Origin of the sequence: Streptomyces agglomeratus, assembly GCF_001746415.1 — a bacterium.
Taxonomy (GTDB): Bacteria; Actinomycetota; Actinomycetes; order Streptomycetales; family Streptomycetaceae; genus Streptomyces; species Streptomyces agglomeratus.
Window position 1 is genome coordinate 3,125,206 of the sequence record NZ_MEHJ01000001.1, and the last position, 15,454, is coordinate 3,140,659.

The following is a 15,454-nucleotide window of genomic DNA, read 5'->3' on the forward strand; positions in this document are numbered from 1 at the left end:
ATCTCGGGGGAATGTGGGGAACACCACTGATCACAGTGACCGACGCAGCCACGCCGCCGCCGGTTGCGGCAGCGGCGGGCTTTTGTGCGCCGGGCTCACCGGAGAAGCTACGCCGGGCCCTCCTCGTCGTCCTCATCCAGGTCCCACTCCACGGCGTCGGGGTTGTAGTCGATCCGTTCGCTGCTCCACGAGGCCTGCGCGAGTTCCACCCCGGGGACGTCGCTGATCAGATCGAACGGGTCCACGAGGTGCGCGAGGGCCTCCGCGACGTCTTCCCTGACGGCGGCCTCGGCATGCGTGCGCTCGACGTCCGCCGCGTGGGCATCTTCGGTTACGTGGGCGAGAGCGGCGTCGGTGAGTGTCTCGGGATCAGAAATTTCCAGCACCAATTCAACCTGGAGCCGGACAAAGCGTGACGTGTCGTTTGCGTTCATGCCTCGGAGCGTAGGCCGCCGGACTCTCGCGACTTTCCTGCGACCCGCTGCTTTCATTAGCATCGGCGTACACGGCCCTCGGCCAATTCCCGGTTGCCTCAAGGGGGATCGATTACGTGTCCGCACGCCGACCGCTGCTGACCGCCACCGCCGCGGGCACACTGCTGTGTGCCCTGTGGTTCGTCCCGTCCGCCAACGCGACGGCGGAGGGGGAGGCGAAGCCCCGGACCGATTCGCAGCAGCAGTCACAGGAGCAGGCCAGACCCTCCACCGGTGGCGACGCCTCTCAGGATCTCGCGCTCGCCGACACGGGCAGCGTGGACACGACCCCGTACCTGGTCGGCGGCACCGCGTTCCTCGGCGTGGGCGCCGGGTTCCTCGCGTTCTCGATGCGAAGGGCCGCGCGTCCGGTCATCTGACGCACGGCCCTCGGCACTTCGATCCGTACTTCTTTCCTCTGCTTGCCTCTAGGCGAGCGGTCCCGTCACCGGCTCGACGGCCTCGACGAGCCGGCCCGCCCGTACGAAGGCATCGGCCGCGGCGAGGTCCGGTGCGAGGAAGCGGTCGGGGCCGGGGCCCTCGACTCCGGCTTCCCGTACGGCCTTGATGACCGCCTGCGAGGCGGGCGCGGGCGTGAGCCCTTCACGCAGTTCGATGCCGCGCGTGGCGGCGTACAGCTCGACGGCCACGATCCGCGTCAGGTTGTCGATCGTGGTGCGGAGCTTGCGGGCCGCCGACCAGCCCATGGAGACGTGGTCCTCCTGCATCGCGGAGGACGGGATCGAGTCGACGGACGCGGGCGCCGCGAGCCGCTTCATCTCGCTGACCAGGGCGGCCTGGGTGTACTGGGCGATCATCAGGCCCGAGTCGACACCGGCGTCGTCGGCGAGGAAGGGCGGCAGGCCGTGCGACCGGTTCTTGTCGAGGAGCCGGTCGGTGCGGCGCTCGCAGATGGAACCGAGGTCGGCGGCGGCGATGGCGAGGAAGTCCAGTACGTACGCGACGGGGGCGCCGTGGAAGTTGCCGTTGGACTCGACGCGGCCGTCGGGCAGGACGACCGGGTTGTCGACGGCGGCGGCGAGCTCCCGCTCGGCGACGGTGAGCGCGTACGCGATGGTGTCGCGTCCGGCGCCGGCGACCTGGGGGGCGCAGCGCACGGAGTAGGCGTCCTGGACGCGCGGGGCGTCGTCCTGGTGATGGCCGGTGAGGCCCGAGCCGGCGAGGACCCGGAGCATGTTGTCGGCGGATTCGCCCTGGCCGGGGTGGGGGCGTATGGCGTGCAGGTCGGGCGCGAGGACCTTGTCGGTGCCGAGGAGGGCTTCGAGGCTGAGGGCGGCGGTGATGTCCGCGGAGGTGTAGAGCCGCTTCAGGTCCGCGATGGCCATGATCAGCATGCCGAGCATGCCGTCGGTGCCGTTGAGGAGGGCCAGGCCCTCCTTCTCGCGCAGCTCGACGGGGACGATGCCGTGGGCGGCGAGCAGTTCGCCGGCCGGCCGGACGACGCCGTCGGGCCCCGCCGCGTCGCCCTCGCCCATGAGCGCGAGGGCGCAGTGGCTGAGGGGGGCGAGGTCGCCGGAGCAGCCGAGCGAGCCGTACTCGTGGACGACGGGGGTGATCCCGGCGTTGAGCAGGTCCGCCATGGTCTGGGCGACGTGCGGGCGTACGCCGGTGTGGCCGGAGGCGACGGTCTTGAGCCGCAGGAACATCAGCGCGCGTACGACCTCGCGCTCGACGTGCGGGCCCATGCCGGCGGCGTGCGACCGGACGATGTTGCGCTGCAACTGGGCGCGCAGGTCCTGGCTGATGTGCCGGGAGGCGAGGGCGCCGAATCCGGTCGAGACGCCGTAGACGGGCTCCGGCTTGGCGGCCAGCGCGTCGACGATCTCGCGCGAGGCGGCGAGGGCGGTGACGGCCTCCTGGGAGAGCTCGACCCTGGCGTTGTCCCGGGCGACGGCGATGACGTCCGCTGCGGTCGTCCCGGACGTCCCCAGGACCACTGTGTGCATATCCATATTCAGAACCCTACGGACTGAATCCGTCTCTGTCACTAGTGGAGGGTGGTGGTACCCCTTACAGCTGCGCTGCGCCGCTTTCCCCCACCCGCCCCTTCCCGGCAGCGGGGGCAGACCCCCGGATGCGGGACGCCCCACGGGCGCCGGATGCGAGGAACGGGGCCCGGGGCGCCGCCCCGGACCCGGGTACGCGGGGCGCCGCCCCGCGGGAACTCACCCCCCGTCGCCCGGCCGGCGCCCCCGGAACGCGCGCCGGTCGTGCGGTGCGGCCGGCGGGGCGTCGGCCAGGCGGACCACCGCTCCGTCGCGGCCCGCCACCACGGGCCGGGTCGAGCGCGCCGCCTTCGCGCGGTACTGCGCCGCGTCCGCCAGCCGGAAGAGCCGGCGCGCGGAGCGGACCGGCCCGATCGGGTCCCCCGTCGAGGCGACCCCGCAGGCGACCCCCTCCCCCAGGTCCATCTCCCCCGCCCGTACGCACAGCACCTCGGCCACCTTCACCACCGCGTCCGAGGTCGGCCCCACCGCGAGCAGGCAGAACTCGTCGCCCCCGAGCCGCGCCGCCAGCGCCCCCGGCAGCATCGCGCCGCACACTGAGAGCACCGAGCCGAAACGTTCCAGCAGCCGGTCGCCCACCGCGTGGCCGAGCGAATCGTTGACGCGCTTGAGGCCATTCAGGTCACAGACGACCAGGCTGACGACCGCCCCGGAGTCCCGGTGCTGTTCCACCGCCTCGTCGAGCCCCATGTCGACCGCCCGCCGGTTCGCCAGCCCCGTCAGCGGGTCCGTGAACGCGAGCTTGCGGACCTCCTCCAGCAGTTCCGTCTGGGCGATGCCCGCCGCCACCACCGACGCGAGCACCGTCGCGAAGTCCGCGTCGGCCCGGTCGAAGACCGGCGCCCCGGCCGGCCGCGCCACGTACAGCTCACCCCACGCCTGCCCGCGCAGCACGATCGGCGCGACCACGCACGAACCGCGCCCGCGCCGCCGAAGCGCCGCCACCCGCTGATGGCAGTACCCGGCGGGGCCCGCGGCGGGACCGGCGGGGGAAGGGGCGGAAGGCCCGGCGGCGGGCACCCCGGAGCGACCGGCGGGAGCGGCAGCGGCAGCGGCGGCAGCAGCAGCAGCAGCGGCAGCGGGACCACCGGGACGGGCCCGCGTACCCGGTCCGGCCGCGCGCCCCGGTCCCTCCGCCGTCTCCACCCACGCGTTCGGCTCGCCCCCGCCCGCCCACTTCTCGTGCAGGAACTCCGCGATCTCGGGAAACTGATGCACGGGATAGGTCTCGGCCGCGGGGAACTCCTCCTCCCCCTCCGCCCGCTCCCCCGCGTTGACCAGCACCCGCAGCCGTCCCAGCTCGCGCTCCCACACCGAGACCGCCGCGAAGCTGCCCCCGAGGGCCTCCTTCGCCCCCAGCGCGGCGGCCCGCCAGGACTCTCGCGGGGTGTGCGCCGCCGCCATCGCCTGCGCCAGCGTCACGACGGCCCGCAGCCGCACATCCTCACCCATCTCCTCAGCTTAGGGAGTCCGGGGAGATTTGTATCGTTTGATCCCTATTCACCGGGCCACTGGGGTGCGCGCTTCTCGTTGAACGCCGCCACGCCCTCCGCCCGGTCGCCCGAGAACGCCACCGACCGCCACGCCGCGTCCTCCACCTCCAGCCCCGCGCGCAGGTCCAGCCCGTGCCCGAGCCGCATCGCGCGCTTGGCCGCCCGCAGCCCGACCGGCGAGTTGCCGGCGATCCGCGCCGCCAGCTCCAGCGCCTCCTCGCGGTCCCGGCCCGCGTCCACGAGCTGGTCCACCAGGCCGAGCGAGGCCGCCTCCGCCGCCTCCACGCGCCGCGCGGTGAACACCAGTTCCGCCGCCCGCGCCGCCCCGACCCGCCGGGGGAGCAGCTGCGTACCGCCGCCGCCGGGGATGACACCCACCGACACCTCGGGCAGTCCCACCACCGCCGTGCGGTCCGCCACGATCAGGTCGCAGGCCAGCGCCAGCTCGAAGCCGCCGCCCAGCGCGAAGCCGTGCACGGCGGCGATCGTCGGCATGGGGAGCTCCAGCACGCCGGTGTACGCGCCCCGGGCGACCGGCCGCTGACGTACCAGCTCGGCGTCCGTAAAGGAGTTGCGCTCCTTGAGGTCCGCGCCGACGCAGAACGCCCGCTCGTGGCTGGAGGTCACCACCGTCACGCGCACGCCCGGGTCCGCGCCCAGCGCGTCGCACGCCGCCGCGATGGAGCGCGCCATGTCCGTGGACACCGCGTTCATCGCCTTGGGCCGGTCGAGGACCAGCTCGGCGACGTGACCGTGCCGCCGTACGCCGACGAACTCCCCGAAGCGTTCCTGTTCCGCACTCATACCGCGCACACCCTCCCGGTTAACGATCGTTACCGGGGAGATCCTAGGTGGGGCGCCTGGTCAGAAGCCATGGCTCGACCGTGCCGAGCCCGCGCACCGGCCGCTGCCACATCGGCTGGAGCGCGAAGCGGTACGAGGGCGGGGCGACGCCCTCCTTCTCCGCCACCTCCGCCTGGGCCGCCGCCTCCGCCTCGGAGACCGGCGCGTCGCCGGTCCGCGACAGTTCCTCGGCGAACGCCCCGTCCACCAGCAGCGCGTCCTTGGGGGCTATCGAGGTGAGCCTGCTGGCCAGGTTCACCGTCGTACCGAAGACGTCGCCCATGCGGGTGGTGACCGTGCCGAAGGCGATGCCGACGCGCAGGGCCGGCATCGTCGGGTTGGCGGCCATCGTCTCGATGAGCCGCAGCGCGATCTCCGCTGCCGTGCCCGCGTCGTCCGCCGCGTACAGGACCTCGTCGCCGAGCGTCTTGATGAGCCGGCCGCCGTGGGCCGCGACCAGGTCGGCGCAGGTCGTCTCGAACGCCTCGACCAGCTCGCCCAGCTCCTCCTCCTCCAGGCGCCGCGTCAGCCGCGTGAACCCGACGAGGTCCGCGAAGCCGACCGCGAGCCGCCGGTCGACCATCTCCTCGTCGTCGGCCGCCTGCACGACCCGGCCGGTCGCGGCGGCGAGCTGGCGCCGCCAGACGTAGCGCAGGAACTCCTCCAGCTCGGGCAGGAGCAGCTCGACCAGCGGATACGTGACTTCGGTACGGGTCATGCCGGGTTCCGGCGGCTCGGTCAGGCCCTCCAGGAAGGAATCGATCTGCCATTCCGCCAGCCGGGCGGTGGTCTGCCCGGTGGACCGGGCGACCTGCACCGCCATCGGCTCGCTGAGCAGCCCCGCCTCGACGAGACCGGCGAGCCGCCGCAGGGCCAGGACGTCCGCCTCGGTCAGCGCCTTGGCCTGGCCGATGTCGGCGAAACCCATGGCCCGCCAGAACCGGGACGCGAGGTCCATGGAGACGCCTGCGGTACGGGCGGCCTGAAACGGGGTGTAGCGACGCTCGGCGCCGAGGATCAGCTGCTCCAGGCGGATCGCGAGCGGATCGTCGGTCGGTTCGGCGGTGTGGTCGACGGCGTGATGGGGCGTGGGGTACGGCGAAGGCTCCACAGCGGCGGGCACGCCGCCCTCGGTCCCGTCCGCACGGACGATCCCGTGCACCGCGCCCGCACCGGAGCCGGTCCCGGACCCTGTGGCGGAACCGGTCGCGCCTTGCGGGCCGGCCCCGGCGCCCCGGGGGTCTTCGCCCGTGGCGGGCGTGTCCGGGCCCGCGCCGGACGGGTCTGCCGCACCCACAGAGGACTCCTCACCCGCACCGGACCCGGACGGCGCGGCCGCACCCGGCTCCGGACCCGTACCCGGGTCCCGCCGCGCACCCGCAGAGGACCCCGCGTCGTCGACGGTCACCTACCGCCTCCTGCCCGTTCCCTGCGCACTGCCGTGTGTCCTGCCGATCGTCTGTCGCACCGATCCGTCGCGGATCGCCTCAACGATACGGCAGGTGTGCCCTAGCTCACTCCCCCGTCCCGCGCGTCTCCTCTGTACTCGCCCCCGGCCTGAGGTGTACGACGTCACCCGCCCCCACCGGCTGCTGGACCCCGTCCGCCGTCGCCAGCACCAGCCGCCCGTGGCCGTCCACGGCCACCGCCTCCCCGGTCACCGACCGGCCGCCGGGCAGTTCGGCCCGTACGGTACGGCCGAGCGTGGCGCAGCCCGCCACGTACGCCTCCTGGAGGCGGCCGGCCTCCGGATCGCCGCCGGCGGCCCGCCACTCGCCGTACCACTGGTCGAGCGAGCGCAGCACCGACCGCAGGAGCGGGTCGCGGTCGGTCGAGACCGCTCCGGCGAGGGCCAGGGAGCCCGCGCCGGGGACCGGCAGCTCCTTCTCGGTCAGGGTGACGTTGATGCCGATGCCGACCACGACGCCGTCGTCGGCCCGCTCGGCGAGGATGCCGCCGGCCTTGCGCTCCTCGCCGCCCACCGTCACCAGCAGGTCGTTCGGCCACTTGAGCGCCGTGTCGACGCCGGCGGCCCGGGACAGCCCGGTCGCCACCGCGACGCCGGCGAGCAGCGGCAGCCAGCCCCACTTCTCGACGGGGACCTCGGCGGGCTTCAGCAGTACGGAGAAGAAGAGTCCGGAGCGTGCGGGCGCCGACCAGCGCCGGTCGAGGCGTCCGCGCCCCTCGGTCTGCTCCTCGGCGACCAGAACCGCCCCTTCGGGCAGGTCCGCCGCCCGCCGCGCCAGGTCGGTGTTGGTGGACCCGACGGAGGGGACGACGTCCAGGGACGTCCACAGGGCGCCCTCGCGCACCAGTGCGCGGCGCAGCGCGTTGGCGCTGAGCGGCGGCCGGTCGAGGTCGGACCAGCGGTGGTCTGAAGCATCGGAAGGCGTCATGCAACCCAGCGTAGGTGTGGCAAACGACGCACTGCCGAGCGGCACACGCGCCGCTACGCTACGTGCCAGTAGCCGTCCGCTGACCAGGCAGGGAGCCGCATCCCGATGTCCGAGCCCGAGACCGAGACCGACATCCGTACCACCGCGGGCAAGATCGCGGATTTGCAGCGCCGTATTGACGAAGCCACGCACGCCGGCTCCGCGCGCGCGGTCGAGAAGCAGCACGCCAAGGGCAAGCTGACGGCCCGTGAGCGGATCGACCTGCTCATGGACGAAGGCTCGTTCGTAGAGCTCGACGAGTTCGCCCGGCACCGTTCGACGAACTTCGGCATCGAGAAGAACCGCCCGTACGGCGACGGTGTCGTCACCGGCTACGGCACGGTCGACGGCCGCCCCGTCTGCGTCTATTCGCAGGACTTCACGATCTTCGGCGGTTCGCTCGGCGAGGTCTACGGCGAGAAGATCGTCAAGGTCATGGACTTCGCGCTGAAGACCGGCTGCCCGGTCGTCGGCATCAACGACGGCGGCGGCGCGCGCATCCAGGAGGGTGTCGTCGCGCTGGGCCTGTTTGCCGAGATCTTCCGCCGCAACGTGCACGCGTCCGGTGTGGTCCCGCAGATCTCGCTGATCGTCGGCCCGTGCGCCGGCGGCGCGGTCTACTCGCCGGCGATCACCGACTTCACGGTGATGGTCGACCAGACCTCGCACATGTTCATCACCGGTCCGGACGTCATCAAGACGGTCACGGGCGAGGACGTCGGCTTCGAGGAGCTCGGCGGCGCGCGCACGCACAACACCACCTCGGGTGTGGCGCACCACATGGCGGGTGACGAGAAGGACGCGATCGACTACGTCAAGTCGCTGCTCTCGTACCTGCCTTCGAACAACCTCAGCGAGCCGCCGGCCTTCCCGGAGGAGGCGGACCTGGAGACGTCCGACGAGGACCGCGAGCTGGACACGCTGATCCCGGACAGCGCGAACCAGCCGTACGACATGCACACCGCCATCGAGCACGTGCTGGACGACGGCGAGTTCCTGGAGACCCAGGCGCTCTTCGCGCCGAACATCGTCACCGGCTTCGGCCGGGTCGAGGGCCACCCGGTCGGCATCGTCGCCAACCAGCCGATGCAGTTCGCCGGCTGCCTGGACATCAACGCCTCCGAGAAGGCGGCGCGGTTCGTCCGCACCTGCGACGCGTTCAACGTGCCGGTGCTGACCTTCGTGGACGTGCCGGGCTTCCTGCCGGGCGTGGACCAGGAGTACGGCGGCATCATCCGGCGCGGTGCGAAGCTGATCTACGCGTACGCGGAGGCGACGGTCCCGCTCATCACCGTCATCACGCGCAAGGCGTTCGGCGGCGCGTACGACGTCATGGGCTCCAAGCACCTGGGCGCGGACCTGAACCTGGCGTGGCCGACCGCGCAGATCGCGGTGATGGGCGCGCAGGGCGCGGTGAACATCCTGCACCGGCGCACGATCGCGGCCGCCGAGGACCCGGAGGCGACCCGCGCGGAGCTGATCGCCGACTACGAGGACACGCTGCTGAACCCGTACGTCGCCGCCGAGCGGGGCTATGTCGACGCGGTGATCATGCCGTCGGAGACGCGCCGCCACATCGTGCGCGGGCTGCGTCAGCTGCGTACGAAGCGGGAATCCCTCCCCCCGAAGAAGCACGGCAACATCCCGCTCTAGGAAGGGCCGCTGATGATGATCAAGGTCATACGGGGCAACCCGACCCCGGAGGAGCTGGCCGCCGCCCTCGCGGTGGTCCAGGCCCGCGCCGCGGCGGCGGCCGGCTCGCCGTCCGGCGCGGAGGAACCGCCGGCCGCCTGGTCGGACCCGGCCAGGGTGGCGCGGCACCGGCTGCCGCAGCCGGGGCCGACGGCCTGGGGCCGGACGTACTGGCCCGGCTAGGGCCTACGACGACGTGAAGGCCGGACCCGCGAGCGGGTCCGGCCTTCATCGCTGTCGCCTCACAGGACCTCGGCGACGGTCCTCGCCATCAGCCGGTAGCCCGCGTCGTTGGGGTGCAGCGCGTCGCCGTGGTCGTACGCCGGGTGCAGGCGGTCGGGGTCGGCCGGGTCGGCGAGCGCCTTGTCGAAGTCGGCGTACGCGTCGAACTCGCCCGAGGTGCGGATCCAGTGGTTCACCTCGTCGCTGACCTTCGCCGCGTGCGGCCCCAGTGGTCGGAGCCCTTGAGCGGCAGGAGGGTGGAGCCGACGATCCGCAGGCCCCTGGCGTGGGCGGCGCGGATCAGCTCGCGGTAGCCGGCGACGAGATTGGCGGCGGAGACGACGGGCGAGGGCTTGTAAGTGGGCTGGTCCTTCGCCTCGCTGAAGCCGATGTCGTTGAGTCCTTCGAGTACGACGACGGTGGAGACGCCGGGCTGGTCGAGGGCGTCGCGGCCGAAGCGGGCGGTGGCGCGTTCGCCGTACCAGGCGGAGTCGTTGAGGACGAGGTTGCCGCCGATGCCCTGGTTGACGACGGGGCGGCCGGTGCGCTCGGCGAGGGCGTCGGAGTACCGGCGGTCGGTGTTGGGCGTCGAGCCGAAGCTGTCGGTGATGGAGTCCCCGAAGAGGACGATGCCGTCCTTCCTCCTGGGCTCGGAACCGCGGACCTCGACGCCGGACAGGTAGTACCAGGACTGGGTGCTGTCGGTGAAGGCGGCACCGGAGGCGTCGGCGCGGTGGTTGCCCTCGGCGCGGTAGGTGTCGGCCCAGCCCTGGGCATGGAAGGTCGCGGGGCCGGTGGTGCCGGCGAGGTAGAGCGTGACGGTGACGGACTCCAGCCGGTCCAGGGTGAGCGGGGCGGCGTCACTGCGCAGCTCGCCGCGCGCGGGTACCTCGACGGACCGCTTGCCGGAGAAGGTGAGGTGGCGGACGCTGCCGGGTTCGACGGCGGCACGCTCGCCCTTCGCCGTACGGGCGACGGTGGCGCCCGTGACCGTGAGCGGCGAGGTCCCGTACGCGTTGGAGAGGCGGATACGGACCTGCTCGCCGGCGCCGGTGACCCGGACGACCTGGCGGACGGTCTGGCGGGAGAACCCCTCCTGGGACCAGTTGGGGGTGAAGCCGGTGCTGGGCAGTTGCGGGGAGGCGCCCCAGACGGCGCTCCAGCGGCCGGCGGCCGGCGCCGAGGACTCCGGCAGGGCCGCGCCGGTCAGCCCGAGAACGAGTGCGGAAGCGGCGACGGGGGCGGCGATACGGCGGACGAGTCCGAAGTTCATGGCACAGCCTTTCCCTAATGGGAAGCAAGTTCCGTTAAGATGCGAGGACCGTACCAGACTCGGAGCGCCTAATGGAACAGAATTCCCGTTTGGAAGCCGCCTCGTTCACACCGGGGTCCGTGCGACCCGGCGGCCGGACCGCCAAGGTCCGTACCGCCGTGCTCGAAGCCACGCGGGCGGCACTCGTGGAGGCGGGCTTCCACGGGCTGAACCTGGACCGGGTCGCGGCGCACGCGGGCGTCGGCAAGACGACCGTCTACCGCCGCTGGGGATCGGCGGCCGGGCTCGTCGCCGACCTGCTGCGCGACATGGCCGAGCAGTCCGTGCCCGCCGCGGACACCGGCTCGCTGGAAGGGGACCTGCTGGCCAACGCCCGTCTCGTACGCGAGACGCTCACCGATCCGCGCATGGGCCCGGTCTTCCAGGCGGTCATCGCGGCAGCGGCGTGCGACGAGGAGTGCGCGAGCGCGCTGAACGGCTTCTACGCGACGCGCATCCGGGAGTGGGCCCCGTGCGTCGAGCGGGCGGCCGGTCGCGGCGAGGTCCCGGCCGGCACGGACGCGGCCGAGGTGATCCGGTCGGTGTCCGCCCCGCTCTACTACCGCTTCGCGGTGAGCCGGGAAGCGCTTGCCGAGGCGGACGCCGTGCGGGCGGCGGCGGTGGCGGTGTCGGCGGCGCGGTCGGGACTGTTCACCCGGAATTAGTCCCCTGGTACTGGCCCTCCTGAGTACAGGTACTCAGGCGCCGCAGCCGTGCCGGCCGCAGGATCGAAGGCATGCTGTGGTCCGACCCGGAGAACGAGCCTCCGAAAGAGCTGCGTGAGACGCAGGCGATGCTCCGGCGCATGGGCGTGCTGCTGGCCCTGGCGATGGTGCTGGCGATGTTCGTACTCGGCATCCACTGACCGCCGCGGGCGCTCGGCCGCAGTGCCTGCTCCCGGGCGCCGCCTCGTACGATGAACCGCATGACTCCTCCGCGCCGCCGCCTCGTTCTCGCCTCCGCCTCCCCGCCCGGCTCGGGCTCCTGCGCCAGGCCGGGCTCGCCCCGGAGGTGGTCGTCAGCGGCGTCGACGAGGACGCGGTCAGCGCGCCCACGCCGGCCGGGCTCGCGCTCGTACTGGCCGAGGCCAAGGCCGCGTCCGTCGCCGCCCGCCCCGAGGCCGCCGACGCGCTCGTCATCGGCTGCGACTCCGTACTGGAGCTGGACGGCCGGGCTCTCGGCAAGCCCGCCGACGCCGAGGACGCCACCGCCCGCTGGAAGTCCATGCGGGGCCGCTCGGGCATCCTGCGGACCGGTCACTGCGTGATCGACACGGCCACCGGCCGCCGCGCCTCCGCCACCGCGTCCACCACGGTCCGCTTCGGGGAGCCGACCGACACCGAGATCGCCGCGTACGTCGCGACCGGCGAACCCCTCCACGTCGCGGGCGCCTTCACCCTCGACGGCCGCTCGGCACCGTTCGTCGACGGCATCGACGGCGACCCCGGCAACGTCATCGGCCTGTCGCTGCCACTGCTGCGCCGCCTCCTCGCCGACCTCGGTACGCCGATCACCGACCTGTGGACATGACCTCGCCCAGCGTCGCCACCCCCTCGGCGATGCCTCCCGGCGCGGTCGCGGCGTAACCGAGCACCAGTCCGGGGCGGCCGGTGCGCTGCCTGTGCCACGACAGGGGCTGGACCTTCACGCCGCGCTCCAGCGCGGCCGCCGCCCACTCGATGTCGTCGCACCGCGCGGCGTCGAAGGTGATCATCAGGTGCAGGCCCGCCGCCGCGCCGTGCACCACCGCCCCCGGCAGATGCTCCGCGATCGCCGCGATCATGGCGTCCCGGCGCCGCCGGTGCCGCCTGCGCAGCAGGCGCAAGTGGCGTTCCATCTCGCCCGATTCCATCAGCCGGGCCAGGACCAGCTGGGGCAGCACCGCGTTTCCGAGATCGGCGAACCGCTTGGCGGCCACCAGCGCGTCCCGGTACTTCGGCGGCGCCAGCATCCACCCCACCCGCAGCGCGGGCGCGAGCAGCTTGGACACGCTGCCCGCGTAGCAGACCTGCTCCGCCAGCACCGACCGCAGCGCGGGCACCGGCGGCCGGTCGTAGCGGTGCTCCGCGTCGTAGTCGTCCTCCACGATCAGCCCGCCTTCCCCGGCCCACCGCATCAGCTCCCGACGCCGTACGCCGCCGAGCACCACCCCGGCCGGAAACTGGTGCGCCGGGGTGAGGAGCACCGCTCGGGCGCCGGTGGCCCGCAGTTCGCCGACCCGCACCCCCTGCGCGTCGACCGCGACCGGCGGTGTCTCCAGCCCCCGGTCGCGCAGGTGGTGGCGGGCCCCGAGCGAGCCCGGGTCCTCCACCGCGACGGCGGACATCCCGTCGTTCCGCAGCACCTCCGCCAGCAGCCCGAGTCCCTGGGCGGTGCCGGACGTGATGACGACCTCGCCCGCGTCCACCCTGATGCCCCGGTTGCGGGCCAGCCAGTTCACCACCGCGCGGCGCAACTCCGGGGCGCCGCGCGGATCTCCGTATCCGAGGTCGGACGCCGACAGGTCCTTGAGTACGGCGCGTTCCGCGCGCAGCCACGCCGTGCGCGGGAACGCCGCCAGGTCGGGCATACCGGGCGACAGGTCGATGCGGGCCGGCGCCGCCCGCAATCGGTCGAAGACGTCCGCGCCGGGCGGCGTCGCGCCGAAGACCGCCCCGGCGGGCAGATCCCCGGCGTACGGGGAATCAGCGGAAGCCGGAGCGGCGGCGCGAGGGGAACCGGCCGCAGGAGGGGCGAGCGGCGCGGGAGCGGCGGCAACCGGCGCCGCCACCACCACCGTTCCGGCCCTCCCCCGCCCCGCGACATGCCCGTCCTCGGTCAGGCGCTGATACGCCTCCGTCACCACCCCCCGCGACACCCGCAGTTCGGCCGCGAGCACCCGCGTGGCCGGCAACCGGCTTCCCACCGGGAGGCTGCCGTCCGATATGCCGTCCCGGAGCCGGCGCGCGAGCCAGTCCGACAGCCCGCCGACGGGCGCCTCGCCCGGGTCCAGCTGAAGGAAGTCCGACCCGGGGGAAGCAGTTATGGACCGGCCGGAGGCGCACTCAATGGACCTGTTCATCAGGCCATTGTGCGACCAGGGTTGAGACATGACCACAGAGTTCCTGCTGACCTCACTGATCGTCGTCGCCACCCCCGGCACCGGCGCGCTCTACACCATGGCGGCCGGCCTTTCACGTGGCGCCCGCGCGAGTGCCGTCGCCTCGATCGGCTGCACCCTGGGCATCATTCCGCACATGGTGGCGGCGATCACGGGCCTCGCTGCACTGCTCCACACCAGTGCGACGGCATTCCAGATTCTCAAGTACCTGGGCGTCGCCTATCTCCTCTACATGGCGTGGAGCACCCTGCGGAACAAGAACGCCCTCACGGCGGAGAAGGACTCCGAACCCCGGTCGGCGGCGAAAGTCATCACCTCCGGCGTACTCATCAACATCCTCAATCCGAAACTCACCCTCTTCTTCTTCGCGTTCCTGCCCCAGTTCGTTGGCTCGGGAGAGCCGGACGCCCTGGTCCGCATGGTCGAGTTGAGCGCCGTATTCATGCTGATCACGTTCCTCGTCTTCGCCGCATACGGAATTTTCGCCGCCGCGATGCGGCGCCACGTCCTCGCCCGTCCCCGTGTCCTGACCTGGGTGCGCAGGGTCTTCGCGGGCGCGTTCGCCGCGCTCGGTGCCCGGCTCGCGTTCCTCTGAGAAGAAAGCCGACCTGATGCGTTTCCAGCATGCGAGCGAGATCTGGCGCGATTTCCCCGAACTCGTTCCGGGGGTTGTCCGCGCCGAAGGAATCACCGAGGACGCCCCCGTCGGCCGTGCGCTCGCGAAGTACCACGCGATCGCCGAGTCGCGGCTCGCCCTCTCCACCGAGGGGGAGATTCCCGAGATCCAGGCGTGGCGGCGGGCCTTTTCGAGAATGGGCCACAAGCCGACCCAGTACCGCTGCGCCTCCGAATCGCTGCTGCGGCGGTTCAGGAAAGAGAAGTCGCTGCCCCGTATTCACCCGCTGATCGATCTCTGCAACGCCGTCTCACTCGCGTTCGCGATCCCGGTGGGCGTGTTCGACGTTTCCGAGATCTCGGGTGATCTGGAAGTCCGCCGCGCCGCCGGTGACGAGAAGTACGTGACCTTCTCCGGCGAGACGGAGCATCCGGCCGCCGGAGAAGTGATCTTCGCGGACGAAGCCGGGAAGGCGCACTCCCGGCGCTGGACCAACCGGCAGAGCGGCGCCTCCGCCGTCAGCGGCTCGACGAGCGACGTGCTGATCATCACCGAGGCGATGCACGGCTCGGCGCCCGAGGACGTACGGCGCCTGACCGCCGCGCTCACCGACGAGTTGAGCGCGCTGTGGAGCGCGACCGCCCCGTCGTGCGCCGTGCTGAGCCGGACCTCGCCCAGGTTCGTGTGCTGAGAGCCGGCCCGGCCGTCAGGCCGGCGCCGGAGTCCCGTTCTCCGGCGGCCCGGCCGGCGGGGCGTCCACGGGACCGGTGAGCCCTTCCGGCTCCTCCCGCTTCCCGTACGCGATGACCGACAGCACGATCAGCCCGAACGAGGCCATCAGCACCACGAACGCGACCCAGCCCACCAGACCGACGCACAGCGCCCCCAGCACGCCATGCACCACGGCGCACGCGATCAGGAGGATCCGGCCGACGCGGCCCGGCGGCCGGTCCGACAGCGCGGCGCGCAGCAGGAGGACGCCGCACGCCACCAGGTAGAGACCGAAGCCGCCGCCCATCAGGTACGTAGAGGTGGACATCACATCGGGGTCGAGCCCGGCGAGGGACATCGACTGGCCGCTGACCACCTTGGCGAGGATCCAGTGGACGAACACGATCCCGACGGCTTCGACGAACAGCACGGCCGCGGCAGCGGCAGCTATCGGTCTGCGCGCCACGGCGCCCACCCTCTTCCGGTGTTACCCCTAGTACGTACGCGAGACTCAAACGCTACTAACGGGT

The 15,454-nt window shown here is 72.6% G+C and carries 17 protein-coding genes and 1 pseudogene; 8 read left to right on the forward strand and 10 right to left on the reverse strand.

Going from position 1 to position 15,454, the window contains the following annotated elements; genetic code table 11:
- Nucleotides 1-107: 107 nt before the first annotated feature.
- A complete protein-coding gene (locus tag AS594_RS42940; protein WP_069927229.1) occupies nt 108-434 on the reverse strand; it encodes a hypothetical protein in 327 nt (108 codons plus the stop codon).
- A 116-nt stretch (nt 435-550) separates the two neighbouring features.
- Between AS594_RS42940 and AS594_RS13195 the strand changes: the two genes are divergently transcribed.
- Nucleotides 551-853: a hypothetical protein gene (locus AS594_RS13195; RefSeq protein WP_069927230.1), complete on the forward strand. Its 303-nt coding sequence runs from the start codon at nt 551-553 to the stop codon at nt 851-853.
- Between the two features lie 48 nt (nt 854-901).
- Here AS594_RS13195 and hutH read toward each other — a convergent pair whose 3' ends face one another.
- The 5 genes from hutH to AS594_RS13220 form a co-directional block, all read right to left on the reverse strand.
- Entirely contained in the window at nt 902-2,446 is a 1,545-nt protein-coding gene (gene hutH / locus AS594_RS13200) for a histidine ammonia-lyase (protein WP_069932925.1), read from the reverse strand.
- 213 nt (nt 2,447-2,659) lie between these two features.
- Complete coding sequence (locus tag AS594_RS13205) at nt 2,660-3,952, reverse strand: GGDEF domain-containing protein (protein ID WP_240509001.1); 1,293 nt, start codon at nt 3,950-3,952, stop codon at nt 2,660-2,662.
- 44 nt (nt 3,953-3,996) lie between these two features.
- Nucleotides 3,997-4,797 carry an enoyl-CoA hydratase/isomerase family protein gene (locus tag AS594_RS13210; RefSeq protein WP_069927233.1) on the reverse strand — a complete coding sequence of 267 codons (801 nt, stop codon included), beginning with the start codon at nt 4,795-4,797 and terminating at the stop codon, nt 3,997-3,999.
- 43 nt (nt 4,798-4,840) lie between these two features.
- Nucleotides 4,841-5,989, reverse strand: a complete 1,149-nt coding sequence (locus AS594_RS13215) for an adenylate/guanylate cyclase domain-containing protein (RefSeq protein ID WP_069930487.1) — start codon at nt 5,987-5,989, stop codon at nt 4,841-4,843.
- A gap of 361 nt (nt 5,990-6,350) precedes the next feature.
- Nucleotides 6,351-7,232, reverse strand: coding sequence for a biotin--[acetyl-CoA-carboxylase] ligase (locus AS594_RS13220; protein WP_069927234.1), 882 nt, complete (start codon nt 7,230-7,232; stop codon nt 6,351-6,353).
- Nucleotides 7,233-7,337: 105 nt separating this feature from the next.
- Here AS594_RS13220 and AS594_RS13225 point away from each other — a divergent pair, with 105 nt between their 5' ends.
- A complete protein-coding gene (locus AS594_RS13225; RefSeq protein ID WP_069932924.1) occupies nt 7,338-8,924 on the forward strand; it encodes an acyl-CoA carboxylase subunit beta in 1,587 nt (528 codons plus the stop codon).
- 12 nt (nt 8,925-8,936) lie between these two features.
- On the forward strand, nt 8,937-9,146 hold the full coding sequence (locus AS594_RS13230) for an acyl-CoA carboxylase epsilon subunit (RefSeq protein WP_069927236.1): 210 nt from the start codon (nt 8,937-8,939) through the stop codon (nt 9,144-9,146).
- Nucleotides 9,147-9,205: 59 nt separating this feature from the next.
- Here AS594_RS13230 and AS594_RS47565 read toward each other — a convergent pair whose 3' ends face one another.
- Nucleotides 9,206-9,382: an SGNH/GDSL hydrolase family protein gene (locus AS594_RS47565; RefSeq protein WP_338120158.1), complete on the reverse strand. Its 177-nt coding sequence runs from the start codon at nt 9,380-9,382 to the stop codon at nt 9,206-9,208.
- Nucleotides 9,379-10,458 (reverse strand): GDSL-type esterase/lipase family protein, encoded by a 1,080-nt coding sequence (locus tag AS594_RS13235; protein WP_338120159.1) that lies wholly within the window; start codon nt 10,456-10,458, stop codon nt 9,379-9,381. The genes AS594_RS47565 and AS594_RS13235 overlap by 4 nt, the downstream gene beginning before the upstream one ends.
- A 71-nt stretch (nt 10,459-10,529) precedes the next feature.
- On the opposite strand from AS594_RS13235, the gene AS594_RS13240 reads away from it, so the two are divergent.
- From AS594_RS13240 to AS594_RS13245, 3 genes and pseudogenes are all read left to right on the forward strand, one after another.
- Complete coding sequence (locus tag AS594_RS13240) at nt 10,530-11,162, forward strand: TetR/AcrR family transcriptional regulator (protein ID WP_107357936.1); 633 nt, start codon at nt 10,530-10,532, stop codon at nt 11,160-11,162.
- 71 nt (nt 11,163-11,233) lie between these two features.
- Nucleotides 11,234-11,362 (forward strand): morphogenic membrane protein MmpB, encoded by a 129-nt coding sequence (gene mmpB, locus AS594_RS47240; RefSeq protein WP_256096930.1) that lies wholly within the window; start codon nt 11,234-11,236, stop codon nt 11,360-11,362.
- A gap of 60 nt (nt 11,363-11,422) precedes the next feature.
- A pseudogene (locus tag AS594_RS13245) lies at nt 11,423-12,027 on the forward strand (nucleoside triphosphate pyrophosphatase).
- Here the strand turns inward: AS594_RS13245 and pdxR are convergent.
- Entirely contained in the window at nt 12,008-13,558 is a 1,551-nt protein-coding gene (gene pdxR / locus AS594_RS13250; protein ID WP_069930489.1) for a MocR-like pyridoxine biosynthesis transcription factor PdxR, read from the reverse strand. The pseudogene AS594_RS13245 and the gene pdxR overlap by 20 nt on opposite strands.
- A 28-nt stretch (nt 13,559-13,586) precedes the next feature.
- On the opposite strand from pdxR, the gene AS594_RS13255 reads away from it, so the two are divergent.
- On the forward strand, nt 13,587-14,192 hold the full coding sequence (locus tag AS594_RS13255) for a LysE family translocator (protein ID WP_069927239.1): 606 nt from the start codon (nt 13,587-13,589) through the stop codon (nt 14,190-14,192).
- 16 nt (nt 14,193-14,208) lie between these two features.
- Nucleotides 14,209-14,904 carry a B3/B4 domain-containing protein gene (locus tag AS594_RS13260; protein ID WP_069935106.1) on the forward strand — a complete coding sequence of 232 codons (696 nt, stop codon included), beginning with the start codon at nt 14,209-14,211 and terminating at the stop codon, nt 14,902-14,904.
- 15 nt (nt 14,905-14,919) lie between these two features.
- On the opposite strand, the gene AS594_RS13265 is transcribed toward AS594_RS13260, so the two are convergent.
- Complete coding sequence (locus AS594_RS13265; RefSeq protein WP_069930490.1) at nt 14,920-15,390, reverse strand: hypothetical protein; 471 nt, start codon at nt 15,388-15,390, stop codon at nt 14,920-14,922.
- Nucleotides 15,391-15,454 lie beyond the last annotated feature (64 nt).